The organism is Rhodococcus sp. WB9, assembly GCF_007558985.1.
GTDB lineage: Bacteria > Actinomycetota > Actinomycetes > Mycobacteriales > Mycobacteriaceae > Rhodococcus_F > Rhodococcus_F opacus.
On the sequence record NZ_CP041769.1, the window covers coordinates 6261911 to 6278173 of the forward strand.

Below are 16263 nucleotides of genomic sequence, written 5' to 3' on the forward strand. Positions count from 1 at the left end.
TCCTCCCTGCTGGTCAGAACTCGTAGGTGGCGGGCGCGGACGCCTCGCTCGTGTCGGTGGACTGCGAAATCGCCTCGGCCTGCGCCGCCACGGTGACGAGGTCGAACAGCTGGCCCACCCGCAGAGCCCCGGGCCAGCGTTCGTCGAGACGACGCTGCAGTTCCACGACGCGATGCGAGTTGCCGCCGACGTCGAAGAACCCGTCTTCGGGACCGAAGTCGTCGTGCCCCAGCACCGCCGTCCAATGCTCGGCGACCGACCGTTGCAGCGTCGTCCAGCGTTGCCGCGACTCGCCGGGCGCAGGCGCTGCCTCGGAGACGAGTGCGCGCAGCGCGTTCTCGTCCACCTCGCCGTCCGCCGTCCGCGGGACCGCACCGAGTGCGACGAACCGCGTGGGAACCGATCGGGCGTCGAGCCGCCCGGCGCTGAACTCGCGCAGGTCGTCCGCCATCGGTAGCACGGCCGCCGCGGCTGCCGGCACCCAGAAGGCGGTGACACCGGTCGCGGTCGTGAGGACCACCGCTTCGCGGACCGCCGGGTGACTCGCCACGACGTCCGTGACCGACCGCGACGGAGACCCGGTGGCGCCCACGCTCAGCAGTCGTCCGGACCGGTTCCACCGTGCGAGGGCGCCAGTCCGGACCATCCGGGAGCCCGGGACGCCGAACGGATTCGCCACGAACGTCGCGGCCGCCGCCCGCGCCGAGGTGTGGTGCTCCCGCGTATCGGCCACGTACACCGCACCGGTCACGCCTTCGGGGGTGAGCTGCAGCCAGGGATCGAGCACGACGGTCTCGGCCGCCGCACTCCATTCGCGAATCCGGGTGCGCTCGTCCGGGGCCAGCACATCGACGTCTCCGACGGCGACTGTCGGATCCGCGACGAACGCGGCGAGGATCCTGGTGAACCGATCGGCCAGGGCCTGCACGGTCGCCGCATCGAAGAGGTCGGTGGCGTAGGTGAATCCCGCCGCCATTCCTTCCGGTGTTCCGGACTCGTCGTACCGCTCGCGCACCGTCAGCTGCAGGTCGAAGAGCGACACCTCGACGTCGGGTTCGAGAACTTCGGCCTCCAGGTGCGGGAGGGCGAGATCGGGATGTTCGGTGTTCCGGAACTCGAGCAACACCTGGAACAGCGGTGAATGCGACTGGGACCGAGGCGGGTTCAGCGCCTCCACCACCCGTTCGAACGGCACGTCCGCGTGGGCGTAGGCCGCGAGGTCGGTCTCGCGCACCCGGGCGAGCAGATCGTCGAAAGTCCCCGACACGTCGGTCCGCAGCACCAGCGTGTTGACGAACATTCCCACCACGTCGTCGAGGACGGCCTCGCCGCGGCCGGCGACCGGCGACCCGATCACCACGTCGTCGGTGCCGCCCGAGCGGGCCAGCAACACGGCGAGGGCCGCGTGCACGACCATGAACACGGTGCACCGTCGGGTCCGCGCCAATGCCACTGCGCCCCGGTGCAGGTCGGCGCCGATCCCGAACGTCACCCGGTCGCCGGTGGCCGATCGCCACCGCGGGCGGTCACGGTCCGTGGGCAACGCGGTCACCGCCGGCGCGTCGGCGAGAGCGGATCGCCAGTAGTCCAGTTGCCGCGACAGCAGGGAGTCCGCGTCGTCCTCCGAGCCGAGGAGTTCCCGCTGCCACACTGTGTAGTCGGGGTACTGCACCGGCAGCGGCTCCCACCCCGGCGCGCAGCCCTCGGACCGCGCGGTGTACGCCGTCATCACGTCGCGGGCGAGCGGAACCATCGAGAACCCGTCGGCAGCGATGTGGTGCACCACGACGACGAGGACGTGCTCCCGGTCGCCGAGTTCGAACAGCCTGGCCCGCATCGGGACTTCGGTGGCGACGTCGAAACCCGCCGACACGAGTTCCGAGATCTGTTCGCGTACCGGATCGTCGGACGTCGACACGGTGAGCTGCGCGACGTGGCCCGCACCGACGATCACCTGGGTGGGTCCCGAATCGCCGTACGGGTACCGGGTGCGGAGCGATTCGTGCCGGTCCACCACGTCGGCGAGGGCGGCGGTCAGCGCGTCGACGTCGAGGTCACCCGACAGCCGGACGATCATCGCGACGTTGTACGCGGGCGAGGACGGGTCGAACTGATTGAGGAGCCACATCCGGTGCTGCGCCCAGGACAGCGGCACCGCGTCGGGGCGCCGGGGCCCCGCGATCGCAGGCCGAGCTTCGCCGCCCGCGGTCTCGCGCGCGATCCGTGCCGCGAGCGCCCGAACGGTCGGGGTCTCGAACACGTCCCGAACACCGACGTCCGTGCCGAGCGCGGAGTTGATCCGCGCGACCACCTGCGTCGCGGTCAGCGAGTTGCCTCCGGACGCGAAGAAGTCGTCATCGGCTCCGACGACGCCGGTCCCGAGTACCTCGGCGAACACGTCGGCCACCGTGGATTCGAAGGGGGTGCCGGGCGCCCGGAAGATGCGGGGCGCGAATTCGGGCTCCGGCAGCGCGTGCCGGTCGACCTTGCCGTTGGCGCCCAGCGGCAGTCGATCGAGGATCGTCACCGAGGCAGGCACCATGAACGGCGCGAGGACGGGCCCGGCGAACTGCATCACCTCGCTCGTGTCGAGGTCCGCGCCGTCCTCCGCCGTGACGTATCCGGCGAGGACCGCCTCGGCAGCGGGTGTGTGGCGGACCACGACCACCGCCTGCGCGACGCCGGGGCAACGGGTGAGCGCCGCCTCCACCTCCCCCGGCTCGACCCGCTGGCCGCGCAATTTGACCTGGAAATCGTTGCGGCCCAGATATTCCAGCCGACCGTCCTTCGTCCAGCGCAACAGGTCGCCGGTGCGGTACATGCGTGATCCCGGGTGGTCGAACGGGTTCGCCACGAACGAGGCGGCGCTCACCCCCGCCCGCCGGTGGTAGCCGCGCGCCAGACCGTCTCCCAGCACGTACAGCTCACCCACCACACCGACCGGCACGGGACGCAACCACTCGTCGAGGACGAGTTCGCGGACACCGCGCATCGGGTGGCCGATCCGCACGGGGTCGCCGGGTGTCATCGGGTCGCCGATGTTCGACATCACCGTCGTCTCGGTCGGACCGTAGCCGACGAGCAGGGTGCGCCCGGACGCCCAGCGGGCCAGCAACTCCGGCGGGCAGCGTTCGCCGCCGACGACAAGCGTGCGGAGCAGGCGCAGACCACGCGGGTCGATCGTGGCCAGGACCGCGGGGGTGGCGAACGCGTGCGTGATCCTCTCCGCCGCCAGCAGTTCCGTCAGTGCGGCGCCGCCGTAGACGTGCGGCGCCGCGATGACCAGTCGCGCACCGGCGCCGAACGCCGCGAGGTATTCGAGCATCGTCGCGTCGAACCCGGGCGACGCGAGATTCAGGACGCGCGAGGCATTCGTCGTCGCGTACCGGGTGCGCTGATCGATCGTGAAGTTCTGCAACCCGGCATGGGGGATCACGACGCCCTTCGGTGCCCCCGTCGATCCGGACGTGTACATCAGATACGCCGGATGGCCCGGTCTCAGCGGCACGACCCGGTCGTCGTCGGTGATCGGACGGGACTCCCAACGCCGCGTCGGACCCGGATAATCGAGGAGCAGCCACTCCACGCCGTCCGGCATCCGATCACGCTGTTCGGCGACCGTGAGTCCCGCCACCGCCCCGCAGTCGGCGAGGATGTCGGCGATCCTCCCCGGCGGCAGACTCGGATCCACCGGGACGAACGACGCACCCGACTTCGCCACCGCCCACACCGACACCACCAGTTCCACGGATCGGACGAGCCCGATCGCCACGTGATCCTCCGGTCCGATTCCGCGGCGGATCAGCACCCAGGCCAGGCGGTTCGACCAGTCGTCGAGTTCGCGATACGACATCACCGCGTTGCCGTACGACAGCGCCACGGCGTGCGGGTCCCGGGCGGCCGCGGCGGAGAGGATCTCCGGCAGCAACCGGGTCGTGCCGGTGGGCCGCCCGCGCACCGGGACGAGTGCCTCGCGTTCGCCGGGGGACAGCAGATCGAATCGGGCCAGCGGAATGTCCGGATCGGCGACCACCGCGTCGAGGAACCGCACGTATCGTTCGGCGAACTTGCGGACGGTCGCGGCGTCGAAGATATCGGTGGCATAGGTGAATCCCGCGCTGATCCCGGCCGGCGACCCGTCCTCTGCGAATCGTTCGGCCAGGGTCAGCTGCAGGTCGAAGGTGGAGACGGAGACGCCGAGGTCGATCTCCTCCACCTCCAGTTCCGGCAGGCTCGGGGTGGGCCGCACGACGTCCTGGAATTCGAACAGCACCTGGAACAACGGCGCGTGGGCCGTGGTGCGCGGGAGAGCGAGCGCCTCGACCACCCGCTCGAACGGCACCTCCGCGTGCGCGAACGCCTCCAGGTCGCGGTCCCGCACGGCGGCGAGCAGCGCGGTGAACGAGTCGGCGCCGTGGACGGGGGTGCGCAGTGCCAGAGTGTTGACGAACATCCCCACCACGTCGTCGAGGACGGCCTCACCGCGTCCCGCCACCGCGGATCCGATCACCACGTCGGTGGCGCTTCCCAAGCGGGACACCAGGACCGCGAATGCCGCGTGCGTCACCATGAACACGGTCGCATCGTGTTCGCGCGCAAGGGCGACCACCGTCCGGTGCAGGCGGTCCCCGATGTCGAACGACTCCCGCGCGCCGGCGAGCGACCGGTGTTCGGGACGTGCGCGATCCATCGGCAGGTCCGTCACGACCGGCGCGTCGGCGAGCGCGGAACGCCAGTACCCGAGCTGGCGGGACATCAGGGAGCCGGGATCGTCCTCCGATCCGAGCAGTGCCCGCTGCCAGATGCTGTAGTCGGCGTACTGCACCGGAAGCGGCACCCAGGCCGGCGCATGTCCCCGCGCCCGGGCGGTGTACGCGGACGTGATGTCCCGGGCCAGCGGGCCCAGCGACAGCGCGTCCGCAGCGATGTGATGGACCACCAGGGCGAGGGCGTGATCGCGCGGACCGACCTCGAACAGGTGCGCCCGCAACGGAACCTGCGCGGTCACCTCGAAGCCCGCGGACAGGGCCGCCGCGAGCCGGCCCCGGAGGTCGCTCTCCCCCGACACCGTGACCGCGCGGAGACCGGGCACCGCCTCCGCCGCCGGGATCACCGACTGCACGGGCATGTCGCCCCGCATCGGGAAGATCGTCCGCAACGCCTCGTGCCGGTCCACGACGTCCGTCAGCGCCGTGTGCAGCGCCGCGACGTCGAGGTGGCCGCGCAATCGGAACGCCGCCGCGATGTTGTAGGCGGGCGACGTCGTGTCGAACTGGTCGAGGAACCACATCCGCGTCTGCGCCAGGGACACCGGGGCCGCCGCGGACCGGTCCGTCGCCACCAGCGGCGGCCGGTCCGCCGATGCCGCTCGGCTCACCCGAGCCGCCAGCGACCGCACCGTCCGCGCCTCGAAGACGTCGCGCACACCCACGCCCGCACCGAGCACACCGTGAATCCGCGCCACGACCTTCGCCGCGATCAGCGAGTTGCCGCCGAGCGCGAAGAAGTCGTCGTCGACCCCGACCGCGGGCACGCCGAGCAGCGCGGCGAAGATGACGGTGAGCGACTCCTCGGCGGGAGTCCCCGGTGCCACGAATTCGGCGCGGGAAGCCGTGACGGGCGCCGGAAGTGCCGCCCGGTCCAGTTTCCCGTTGACGGTGAGCGGGAGCCGCTCGAGGACCGTCACCGAGGCCGGGACCATGTACGACGGCAACGCGGTTCCGGCGAATTCCAGCACGGCCTCCGTGTCGACGATCGCACCCGCCTCGGGCACCACGTACGCCGCCGGAGCGGGGCCCCTCACCGGGTCGTCGTGCAGGGTCACCACTGCCTGCGCGACCCCGTCGCACCGGCCGAGCACCCATTCCACTTCGCCGAGTTCCACCCGGAATCCGCGGATCTCGACCTGGAGATCGTCGCGTCCGAGGTAGTCGAGACTCCCGTCACGTCGCCACCGGACGATGTCCCCGGTCCGGTACATCCGGGCGCCCGACGCATCCGCGACGAAGCGGGACGCCGTGAGCCCGGCGCGGCCCAGGTAGCCGCGCGCGACCTGCGGTCCCGCCACGTACAGTTCGCCGGCCACACCGACCGGCACCGGATGCAGCCGCGCGTCCAGCACCGACACCCGAAACCCGGGAATCGGCCGCCCTACCTTGCTCGTCCACGCGGCGGCGGCGAGCCCGCGACCGAGCGGGAGGTGCGTGACGTGCACCGTCGTCTCGGTGATGCCGTACATGTTCACCAGCACGGGCGCGTCCTCGTCGTGGCGGGAGTACCAGCGTTCGAGTTGCCCGAAGTCGAGCGCCTCGCCGCCGAGCACGACGTAGCGCAGCAGCGGCGGGCCCGCGCAGGCCTCCGCGTCGGTGGCCTCGATCAGCTGCGAGAACGCCGTCGGCGTCTGACTCAGCACCGTCACCCGCTCGCGGCGCAGCAGCGCGAGGAACGCGGCGGGCGACCGGGTGGTGTCGAAGTCGACGACGACCAGGGTCCCGCCGTGCAGCAGCGCGCCCCACAGCTCCCAGACCGAGAAGTCGAATGCCGGGGAGTGGAACATCGTCCACACGTCGGTGTCCGCGAACCGGAACAGGTCCCGGGTGCTCGTGAAGAGCGAGACCACGTTGCGGTGCGACACCGCGACGCCCTTCGGCCGTCCCGTCGATCCCGACGTGTAGACGACGTAGGCCAACGAGTCCGGATCGACCGGTGCCCGGTCGGCGCCGGTCAGCGGGTCCGCGGAGCTGCCGCCCAGATCCGTGTCCGTCGAATCGAGGAGCAGGACAGGAATGTCCGACGCCGGCAGTGCGACCGCGGTGTCCCGGGTGGCCAGAATGCACACCGGGTGGGCGTCGTCGAGGACGCGCGACGAGCGCTCCCCGGGATGGTCCGCGTCGATGGGGAGATAGGCGGCCCCGGCCTTGACGATCGCCACGAGTGCGACGACGAGCGCCGCCGATCGCGGCATCGCCACCGCGACCGACGCCTCCGGGCCCACACCCAGGGAGAGCAGGTGCCGTGCAAGGCGGTTCGACCGGGCATCGAGGTCGCCGTAACTCGTGCGCTCGCTACCCGACACTACGGCGGTGGCGTCGGGGCTCCGCGACGCCCGGGCTGCGAACAACTCACCGAGTGTCGTCTCGTCGGCGGCATCCCCTGGACGGATCGACCAGTCCTGCTGCACAGCGCGTTCGGCCTGTTCAACCAGGTCGAGGTCGCCGATGACGACAGACGGATCCGCGGCGGCGGCCTCGGCGGTCCGCACGAACCGCCGAGCGATTCCCTCCACGGTGGCGGCGTCGAACAGGTCTGTCGCGTAGGTGAATCGGGCCGTCGTGTCCGACACTGTCACGCGCAGGTCGAGGTCGCCGAGTTCCCCTGCCTGGTCCGTGAATTCGAGCAGTACCTGGAAGAGCGATGCGTGGGACGTGGACCGCGGCGGGTCGAGGATGTCCAGAATTCGCCGCGCGGGCACACCGCGGTGCGCGAACGCCTCCGCGGCGGCGTCCCGCACCGTGCCGACGTACTCGCCGAAGCGGTCCGAACCGCACACATGGGTCCGCAACACCACCGGGTCGGTGTCCGTCCCCGCGCCGAGGACGACGTCGTCGGTCCGAGCCGACCGTGCCAGCACCAGCGCCAGCACCGCATGGATCACGGTGGCGGCGACCGTGCGGTGTTCGGCGGCGAACGCTTCCAGGCTGCGCCGCAGATCCGGGTCGAGTGCGACGTCGACGGCGGCGCTGCGGTGGGACGGCCGCGCGGGCCGCGGACGGTCGGTGGGCAGATCCAGCACCGGGGGCGCGTCAGCCAATGTGCGCGTCCAGAAGTCGAGCCGGGCCGTCTCCTCGTGGACGTTGGTGAGCGCGGCGTTCGCGGCGGCCGTGACGAAGTCGCCCAGCAGTTCCAGGAATTGCCGGTGATGCGCGCCGACCTCGTCGGCGTCGTACCGGTTGGGGTTGGCCAGGAAGTGGACGAAGGTCCTTACCGGTGTGCCGCTCCGGTACACGTTGACGAGCAGGTCCTCGACCGGCCCGGACGTGACGATGTGATACTCCCCGACGAGCGGCCCCAGAGCGAGTTCCTGGTGGAAGAGCATCACGTTGACCATCGGACCCGACAGTGACTCCGTGGCACCGGCGCCCGCGTCGCGCCGGATGTCGCCGAGCCCGAAACGCTGGTGTCGCAGCGCCCCCATCAGGTCGAGTTGCACCCGCTCCACCAGCTGCCCCACCGTGTCCTCGGGGCGGATCTGCACGGGAAGCGGCACGACGCCCGCCACCATTCCGCCGGACCGTCGCAGGGTCGCGGTGGTGCGCGCCGACACCGGGATCTTCACGAGCACGTCCCGGCGTCCCGTCGTCCTCGACAGGTAGCAGGCGAACGCGGCGATGATCTTCGCGGTCCCGTGGGCCCCGGCGTCGCCGAGCGCACGCTCCGCCGAGTCCGGCAGGGGCGCGGTGACGTCGGTGCTCGTGGCAACCGCGGGCCCGGTCCGCCGGGCCAGGGTCGACCCGGGTCCGAGGCCGCCGACCCGTTCGGCCCAGAACTGCCGGTCCGCGGCGAAGCGGCTCGACGACCGGTACTGCTGATCGGCCTCGTACAGATGCCGGGGGTCCACGGCCTCGTTGGGTGGCAGTTCCCGGTCGAGCACCTCCGCGGTGTACCGGGACGCGATGCGGTTGAGCATCGTCATCGCACCGTAACCGTCCAGGGCGACGTGGTGAATCTTGCTGTACCACAAGTAGTGCGTCTCACCGACGCGAAGAATCGACGATTCGACGAGGCGGTCGCGAGTCGGATCCAGTGGGGTCTCGCAGTCGGCGCGGATCCATCGACGGGCGGCCTCCACCGGTTCGGCGTCCCCGCGGAAGTCCATCAGGCCGATCGACCGGTCCGCCGACGGATCGACCAGTTGGAACGGCTGACCGCCCCTGTCGATCAACCGGAGAAAGGGCGACCCGAATTCGTCGGCGGTCGCGACGGTGGCCTCGCGCAGCAGGTCGACGTCCAGGTCGCCGTGTACCTCGACGTACTGGGCGATGCACAACGGCACGTCGGGGGCCAGTTGCTGGGCCAGCCACGCCTCGTATTGGGCCGACGACAGCGGGAACGGTGCGTCCGCGCGGCCTGCGGCCTCGGTATGGTGCTCACGCAACGCCACCACCTCCGCTGGGCAGCAGCCGGCGCAACGCCGCCTCGTCCACCTTGCTGCTCGGTGCGAGCGGAAGGGCACCGAGCGCGAGGAAGCGGTCGGGCACCGCCTGCGCGACGAGCCGCTCGGCGCAGTGCGCGATCAGGTCGCGCGGTGTGGGCAGTACGGTCGCCGCGGCCGCGGGCACCCAGAACGCGGTCAATACCGTCTCCCCGTGTTCGTCGGCGGTCGCGAGAACCACGGCCTGGTGTATCGCGGGGTGACTCTCCAGGACGGCCTCCACCGCGTGTCTCTCGACCCGGGCGCCGCGCACTTTCACCTGTCCGTCGAACCGGCCGCGGAATTCGATGTCGCCGTGCGGATCGACGCGCGCGAGGTCACCCGTGTGATACATCCGGGCACCCGGCCGCGCCGCGAAGGGGTCGGCGACGAAGCGGGCCGCGGTGGCGGCCGGGCGGGACGCGTACCCCTCGGAGATCTGCGGACCGCCGATGTACAGGTCCCCGACCGTTCCGTACGGCACCTCGACCAGTTTCGCGTCGAGGACGTACGCCGTGCTCGCCCCGAGTGGTCTGCCGATCGGCGCGATCGAGGCGGGCACGTCGCGCACCGGATGAGCCAGGCAGCTGACGGTCGTCTCGGTCGGACCGTACTCGTTGCTCAGCGGGACCCCGGGCAGCACCGCTCGATGCTGTTCGACGAGCGTGCCCGGAAGGGCTTCTCCCGCAAGCGTCACCAACCGGAGACGTTCGCGCAGCGGGGTGAGATGCGGCAGCAGCAGCCGGTAGAAGGAGGGGGTCGCGACCAGGTGGGTGGTCTGCCACGTGCGGGCGAGCGCGGCGACGGCCTCGGCGTCCATCAGTTCGCGGGCGTCCGGGAGCACACTGGTGCCGCCGGTGCACAACGCCCACAGGGTTTTCAGCAGGGAGCCGTCCCACGTGAGGCGGAACGCGGAGAACGTGACGAGGTCGCCGTCGTCGAAGTCGTAATTGCGACCGTCGACCATGCTCGCGAGGTTGGCGCGGCTCGCGACGACGGCCTTGGGGACGCCGGTCGACCCGGACGTGGTGATCACGTAGGCGGCGGTGCCCGCGGGCACGTCCTCGGGAAGATCGGCGCGTTCGGCGACGGGCGGGTGGTCGGCGTCCCGGTCGTGCAGTGCGGGAACACGTCCGCCCGCACTCCGGGCGAGTTCCCGGACCGACTCCGGCGACGTCTTCGGATCCGCGGACCCGAAGACGATGGCACCGCAGTCGACGTCGCCGAGGAGCGCGCGGAGCTGACCCACCGGATGGCCGGGCTCGATGACGCACCACGCCGCACCCAGCCGCAGCGCGGCGATCATCCCCACCACCGTCTCGACGCTCTGCCGCTGGTGGATCAGCACCACCCGGCCCGGCCGCACGCCCAGGGCCGCGAGTTGCCGCGCCAGTGCCTCGCTCGCCGAATCGAGTTCGCGATACGTCAGCGTCCGGTCGCCCACCACGATCGCGATCCGGTCGGGAACCCGCGCGCACTGGCGGAGGATCCCGGACATCACCCCACCGTTCGCGACCACGTCCGTCATGGCGCCACGTCTCCCGAGAGGACCGCGACGTGATCGGCGTTCGGTGCGCCGGCACTGCGAACGTCACTGCACAGCAGCAGCATCCGATCAGGGTTCGGGTCGACCACGTCGAAGCCCGCGAATCGCAGGGTCACCAGCATCACCCGGTTGACGTCCGTCGGCACGAACTCGGCGAGCGCCCGCCTGCCGTGGGCGCGTGCCCGCTCGACGACGTGCCGGATCAGCGCGGTCCCGACCCCGCGGGACATCACCCGGCACGACATCAGCAGCAGTTGCAGGACGGAATCGTCGCCGCGGATCTCCGAGACCGCGAGACCGATCGTGCCGTACCCGCCGAATCGGTCGCCGAGCGACGCGACGAGCACCTCGTGGTCGTCCGAGGCGCACAGCAGGCGCAGTTCGTCGATGCCGAAAGTCCGGCCCGTCGTGTTGAGTTGATGAGACCGCACGGTCAGTTCGTGGGCGCGTTCGAGGTCGTCCTCGGTCGCCCGGCGGACCGTCATGACCAGTTCGAGCGAGGCCAGGAACTCGGAGTTGGACCCGTGAAATTCCTGTTCGCTCACCTGACGGATCCGTTCGGCGTGGTACAGCGACCTCCGCTGCCTCGCCTCCTCGGTGACGGCGGGCGGCGTCAACTCGGGAAGGTCGGGGAACGACGCGATCTGCTCGGCCGGATAGCAACGCACCGGGGGAAGCGCCTCGGACACCTCGGCCCGTTCGACGGGATCGTTGTCGACGAACGCGATGGTGTCCAGACCCAGATTCAGTGTCTCCGCGATGCGGCGCACGGCCTCCGACTTCGGGCCCCAGCCGACGTCGACGGCGCAGAACAGTTCCTCGATGCCGTGCATGCGCAGGTGCGCGGCGGCGGGTTCGTATTCGCCGCGGCTCGCCACGGCGTGCAGGATGCCGCGGCGGTCGAGCACGTCCAGGGCGCGAAGGGCGTCCGCTTTCGGCACGGGGGCGTCCTGTTCGAGGACGACGCCGTCCCAGATGGTGTCGTCGAGATCCCAGACCACGCACTTCACCGTCTGCTCCATCGCGATCACTTCCCGTGCCCGGGTCGATCCGGCAGGCGTCGGAGCAGCGCGCTGCTCCACGCCGCGACCGGGCTGCTGTTCATGATCACGCAGTAGTCGCCGGGCGCCTGTGCGGACGCAGCGTGCTCGAGGTTCGCCGCGACGTCGACGGATCCGAGGTGGCCGAACCGGGCCAGGTTGTCGCGGCAGACGGGATCGATGGCGACGTCGAGTGCCTCCTGCCAGAACGTGAACGCACCGAGCGACAGGTTCTGCATGAGGAACACGCCGATCGCGTCCTGCTGCAGCCCGTTCCGGGCCAGCAGGTCCGCGTTGATCTCCGTGAACCGCTTCCGGCTCTCGACCGCGAGACGGAACGAGTATGTGGGTTCGTCGGCGCATTCCTCGACCCAGTCGGCTTCGCGGACGTCGCGGTAGTCGATGTGGAACAGGTCGGCGTATTTTCCGTCGCTGCGGATCATCTGGTCGACGAGTTCGTACCGGCCGGTCCCCGACGTCGTCAGCAGGACCGCGGCGGCGCCGTCACCCAGGAGCGTCATCGGCGACCGGTACCGCGACCGGGTAGGTGTCTTCGCCGCCGCGACGACGAGGACGTTCTGGCAACGGGGGTCGCCGCGGAGCAACGCCGACGCGAGCGCGAACGCCGCCGAGACGGACACGCACCCGAGGTCACCCACACCGGTGGTGAATGCCTGGGTCGCACCGAGCAGGTGCTGCAGCCTGGTCGCCTCGGACGCGAGCAGGTACTGCGGAACCCGGCCCTGGACGAGCAGCAGCGCGTCGAGTTCGGTGGCGTCGAGGCCCGCCTTCCGGAGCGCCTCGTCGGCCGCGGCGTGCGCCAGATCCACCTCGGAGAGCCCGATTCCGATCCGCACCGTGTCGATGCCCAGTGACAATGCGTGCTCGCGCTGAGCGATCGGCAGTTCGTCGAGCTCGGGCAGGCCGGCCACGGTCACCTCGTCGTCCGGGAACCAGAGCGCGACCGAGTCGATCGTGACCGGTCGGTCAGCGGTCATGGCGCACCTCCCCCGAGCACGTAGTCACCGATCTGGAGTTCGGCGACCTCCGTCGCGCCCTCGATGATCTGCATGACCTTGGCGTCGCGGAAGAAGCGCCCCACCCTGCTGCCGGGGGCGCATCCCGCGGCCCCGAGCACCTGGACCGCCTGCTGGCTCACCGACGCGGCGACCCGGGCAGCGGCGTATTTCGCGGCGATCGTCGTGAAGAGCGCGCTGGGCTCGTGGGCGTCGCGTTGTTCGGCGGCCCGTTCACACAGCGCGCGAGCCCCGGCGGCATCGACCCAGCTGCGACCGACGATCGCGCGGACCGAGTCGTGCTCGGACAGCACGGCGCTGCCCTGCACGCGGGTGGACGCGTGCGCGGCGGCGTCGGCGAGACACCCGCGCGCCATCCCGGCGCACCCCCAGGCGATGGTGTACCGGCCGTGGTCCAGGGCGGTGCCGACGACGTGGGACAGCCCGAATCCCGGCGGTGCGATCAGGTGGTCGGCGGGGACGACGACGCCGTCCAACGCGATGTGCGCGATCCGGGCGCCGCGCATGCCCAGCTGCCCGTGGATCGGTTCGACGGACACTCCGGGTGCGTCCGTTTCGACCAGCGCGGTCGTCAGCCCGGCCGGCGACCGGCCGAGGACGAGCAGTACGTCCGCGACCTCGCCGAACGTGACCCACAGTTTCCGTCCGGAGATCCGGTGATCGGAGCCGTGCGCCTCGAAACTGGTAGTCACAGAGGAGAGGTCGCTGCCGGCGCCGGATTCGGTGGCGGCGAATCCGGCGAGGAGTTCGCCGGTCGCCAGGGCCGGCACCCACTGTGCCCGCTGTTCGGCGGTGCCCCACCGATCGAGGGCGGCGTTCACCATCCCCTGCACGGTCAGCAGCGAGCGCAACGACGTGCAGACCGCCCCGAGTCTTTCTGCGACCGAGCCGAGTTCGGCCGCGTTCAGGCCGAGTCCCCGGCAGTCCGTCGTCCGATCCAGCCCGAGGACTCCCGCCCGCGCGGCGGCCTCGATGACGTCGACCGGCAGTCCGGTCTCGTCCCAGGTGGCGGCGTCCGTCTCGGCGGAGGTGACAAGTGTGTCGATTCCGATCACGGCGACGCCCCGTCCGTCGCACGAAGCTGCTCGCCCCGCTTTCTCCGAATGAAGCCCGCCACCCGCGTTGCGGTACGGAAGTTGTCGAGATCGAGATCCTCCACCTCGACCACGACGTCGTGGGAGCCCTCGATGTACGTGACGATCTCCAGGGCCCGCAACGAACTCACCAATCCCAGGGTGAAGTAGTCGTCGTCGGGACCGAGTTCCGTCGACGTGATCGAGCTCAGGTACTTCCGTAACTGCTCGACCAGCTCGTCATGGGACCCGGGCACAGGGGCATTTGCTGTGTCCATGCGCCTGGGATTCCCATTTGGACCAGCGTTCAATCATCGTGCTCTCAGGCGGCCAGCAGACCCGGCAGTCCCCACTCCGCCGCGAGCAACTCGTAGGAGCGCAACCGGTCGCCGTGATCGTGGGTGACGCTGGTGATCACCAGTTCGTCGGCGTCGGTGAGCCTTCGCAGACTGTCGAGTCGGTCCGCAACGGTGGCTGGTGCCCCCACGAACTGGGTGATCAGCCGGTCCTCGACCGCCGCGCGTTCCGTCTCGCCGATCGGTGCCGTGTGCGCCGGGTCGGGATACGGGATCGCACCGTGCCCGCTGCGGATGCTGTGCGTCCAGTGTGCGAACGTCGACGCTAGTTCCTTCGCGGTCGCGTCGTCCTCCGCCACGACCGCGTCGGCGGAGACGACGACGTACGGCTTCTGCAGGTTCGACGACGGGCGGAACGCGGCGCGGTAGGCCTCGACCGCCTCGAGGGTCGTCGACGGACTCACGTGGTAGTTCGCCCCGAAGGGCAACCCCAGCCGGCCGGCCAGTTCGGCGCTGGGCCCCGCACTGCTGCCGAACACCCACACCTCGACGTCGGCGCCTTCGCCGGGGCTGGCGTGGAGCTCGATCCCGTCCGGGGTGCGGTACGTGCCGCCGAGCAGTGCCAGGATGTCGTCGACCTGCTGGTCGAATGCGGGCGACAGCGCGCCCGGTTGCTGGAGTACCGACTGGGCCGCCGAGAGCCGCGGAGACAGCAGGAGCCCGGACGGATCGAACGGTGCCGGGATCACGACGCCGTCGCGGATCTCCGTCTCCCGGCGGCGCGGGGCCGGCTGGTTGTTGCGCTCCGCAACGGCTTTCAGCGCCTCTGCCCGCCGCTGACCCGACCTCCCGAGCCCGAGGTCCAGGCGACCCGGATACAGCGCGTCGACGGTGCCGAACGCCTCGACCACGGCCGCTGCGGTGGTGTGGCCCAACTGCACCGCGGCGGCGCCGACCCGGAGCGTGCTGGTCGCCGCGGCCAGGATCCCGACGAGCACGGCCGGCGACGAACTGGCGACGCCCACGAAGTGGTGTTCGGCAACCCAGTACCGCTTGTATCCCCACGCTTCGGCGTGCCGGGCCAGGTCGACGGTGTTCCGCAGCGCGGTGCGGGCGGTGGCGCCCTCGCTGACGGGCGACAGATCGAGGACGGACAACGGAGTGGTCATGAGGGCACCTTCTGGAGAGAGCGGGGATTGACAGCGCGATGGCTGCGCGGGGCACCGAGTCCGAGGTGCTGCCGCAGCGTGGCGGTGGTGTATTCGGTGCGCAGAACGCCGCGGTCCCGGAGCAACGGCACCACCGTGTCGACGAACAGGCCGAGTTCGCCCGGGGTGAGGTGGGAGGGCAGGACGAACCCGTCCGCTGCGTCCTCGCGGACCCACCGGACGATCCGGTCCGCGACGGACGTGGCGGTGCCTGCGAACGTCGCGGCGGACAGAACCTTCACCGCACCGGCGGGCCTGCCGGCTTCGACCGTGCGGCGCGCGAGGTCGTCGTAGAACGCGCGACCGGCCTCGAACGTGCCGAGCGGCGCGAGGATCACGTCGCCGTGCCGGGCGGCGAGATCCCGGGCCTGCGGGCCGTCGCCCGACACGATCACCACCGGTTGTGCCTGCGGGCTCCGCGGGACGGTGAAGCGTCCACCGATGTCGAAGTGCCTGCCCCGGTGGTAGAACGCCCCGGCGGTGGGGTCCGAGACGAATCGCCCCGCGCCGCGGTCGACCGTCACGACCCCCTCGGCCCAGGAATCCCACAGCGTGCGGGCGGTGTCGACGAACTCCGCGGCCCGCTCGCCGCCGGGAGCCGGCGTGTTCCACGCCGCACGGCCGCCGGACAGGTGATCGAGTGAGGCCAGCCGGCGGGCCACGTCGTACGGTTCGGCGGAGGTCGTGTCCAGCGTCGCCGCGAGCCCGATCGCGTCGGTGAACCCGGCCAGTGCGTTCGCCGCGGTGACGCCGTCGGCGAGGAAGAAGTCGAATCTCCCCCGCTCCGCGGTGCGGGCGGCATGCGCGAGGACGGCGAAGTCCGTCCGGCCCGCGGGTGCCGCCGCCCCGAGCACGACCTGCTTCTCGGCCATG

General features: G+C 71.0%; 8 protein-coding genes. All 8 read right to left on the bottom strand.

The window, feature by feature from the left end:
- Nucleotides 1-13 precede the first annotated feature (13 nt).
- The 8 genes from FND50_RS29235 to FND50_RS29270 are packed head-to-tail and all read right to left on the bottom strand — an operon-like array spanning nt 14 to nt 16262.
- Nucleotides 14-9160, bottom strand: coding sequence for a non-ribosomal peptide synthetase (locus tag FND50_RS29235; RefSeq protein WP_144287995.1), 9147 nt, complete (start codon nt 9158-9160; stop codon nt 14-16).
- On the bottom strand, nt 9147-10718 hold the full coding sequence (locus FND50_RS29240) for an amino acid adenylation domain-containing protein (RefSeq protein WP_144287996.1): 1572 nt from the start codon (nt 10716-10718) through the stop codon (nt 9147-9149). The genes FND50_RS29235 and FND50_RS29240 overlap by 14 nt, the downstream gene beginning before the upstream one ends.
- Nucleotides 10715-11767, bottom strand: coding sequence for an HAD family hydrolase (locus FND50_RS29245; protein ID WP_144289190.1), 1053 nt, complete (start codon nt 11765-11767; stop codon nt 10715-10717). The genes FND50_RS29240 and FND50_RS29245 overlap by 4 nt, the downstream gene beginning before the upstream one ends.
- On the bottom strand, nt 11764-12774 hold the full coding sequence (locus FND50_RS29250) for a 3-oxoacyl-ACP synthase (RefSeq protein ID WP_144287997.1): 1011 nt from the start codon (nt 12772-12774) through the stop codon (nt 11764-11766). The genes FND50_RS29245 and FND50_RS29250 overlap by 4 nt, the downstream gene beginning before the upstream one ends.
- The gene (locus FND50_RS29255; RefSeq protein WP_144287998.1) at nt 12771-13868 is read right to left on the bottom strand and encodes an acyl-CoA dehydrogenase family protein; all 1098 of its coding nucleotides are present in this window, start codon (nt 13866-13868) and stop codon (nt 12771-12773) included. Before FND50_RS29255 ends, FND50_RS29250 begins: the two co-directional genes overlap by 4 nt.
- Nucleotides 13865-14164 (bottom strand): acyl carrier protein, encoded by a 300-nt coding sequence (locus tag FND50_RS29260; RefSeq protein WP_037230727.1) that lies wholly within the window; start codon nt 14162-14164, stop codon nt 13865-13867. The genes FND50_RS29255 and FND50_RS29260 overlap by 4 nt, the downstream gene beginning before the upstream one ends.
- Before the next feature lie 44 nt (nt 14165-14208).
- Nucleotides 14209-15351, bottom strand: a complete 1143-nt coding sequence (locus FND50_RS29265; RefSeq protein WP_144287999.1) for an LLM class flavin-dependent oxidoreductase — start codon at nt 15349-15351, stop codon at nt 14209-14211.
- Complete coding sequence (locus FND50_RS29270; RefSeq protein WP_144288000.1) at nt 15348-16262, bottom strand: LLM class flavin-dependent oxidoreductase; 915 nt, start codon at nt 16260-16262, stop codon at nt 15348-15350. Before FND50_RS29270 ends, FND50_RS29265 begins: the two co-directional genes overlap by 4 nt.
- Nucleotide 16263 lies beyond the last annotated feature (1 nt).

What these genes read in the sequence shown, in the direction of transcription:
- FND50_RS29240 (WP_144287996.1), bottom strand. Translation starts at nt 10,718, where the DNA reads ATGACGGACGTGGTCGCGAACGGTGGGGTGATGTCCGGGATCCTCCGC.
- FND50_RS29250 (WP_144287997.1), bottom strand. Translation starts at nt 12,774, where the DNA reads ATGACCGCTGACCGACCGGTCACGATCGACTCGGTCGCGCTCTGGTTC.
- FND50_RS29260 (WP_037230727.1), bottom strand. Translation starts at nt 14,164, where the DNA reads ATGGACACAGCAAATGCCCCTGTGCCCGGGTCCCATGACGAGCTGGTC.
- FND50_RS29265 (WP_144287999.1), bottom strand. Translation starts at nt 15,351, where the DNA reads ATGACCACTCCGTTGTCCGTCCTCGATCTGTCGCCCGTCAGCGAGGGC.
- FND50_RS29270 (WP_144288000.1), bottom strand. Translation starts at nt 16,262, where the DNA reads ATGGCCGAGAAGCAGGTCGTGCTCGGGGCGGCGGCACCCGCGGGCCGG.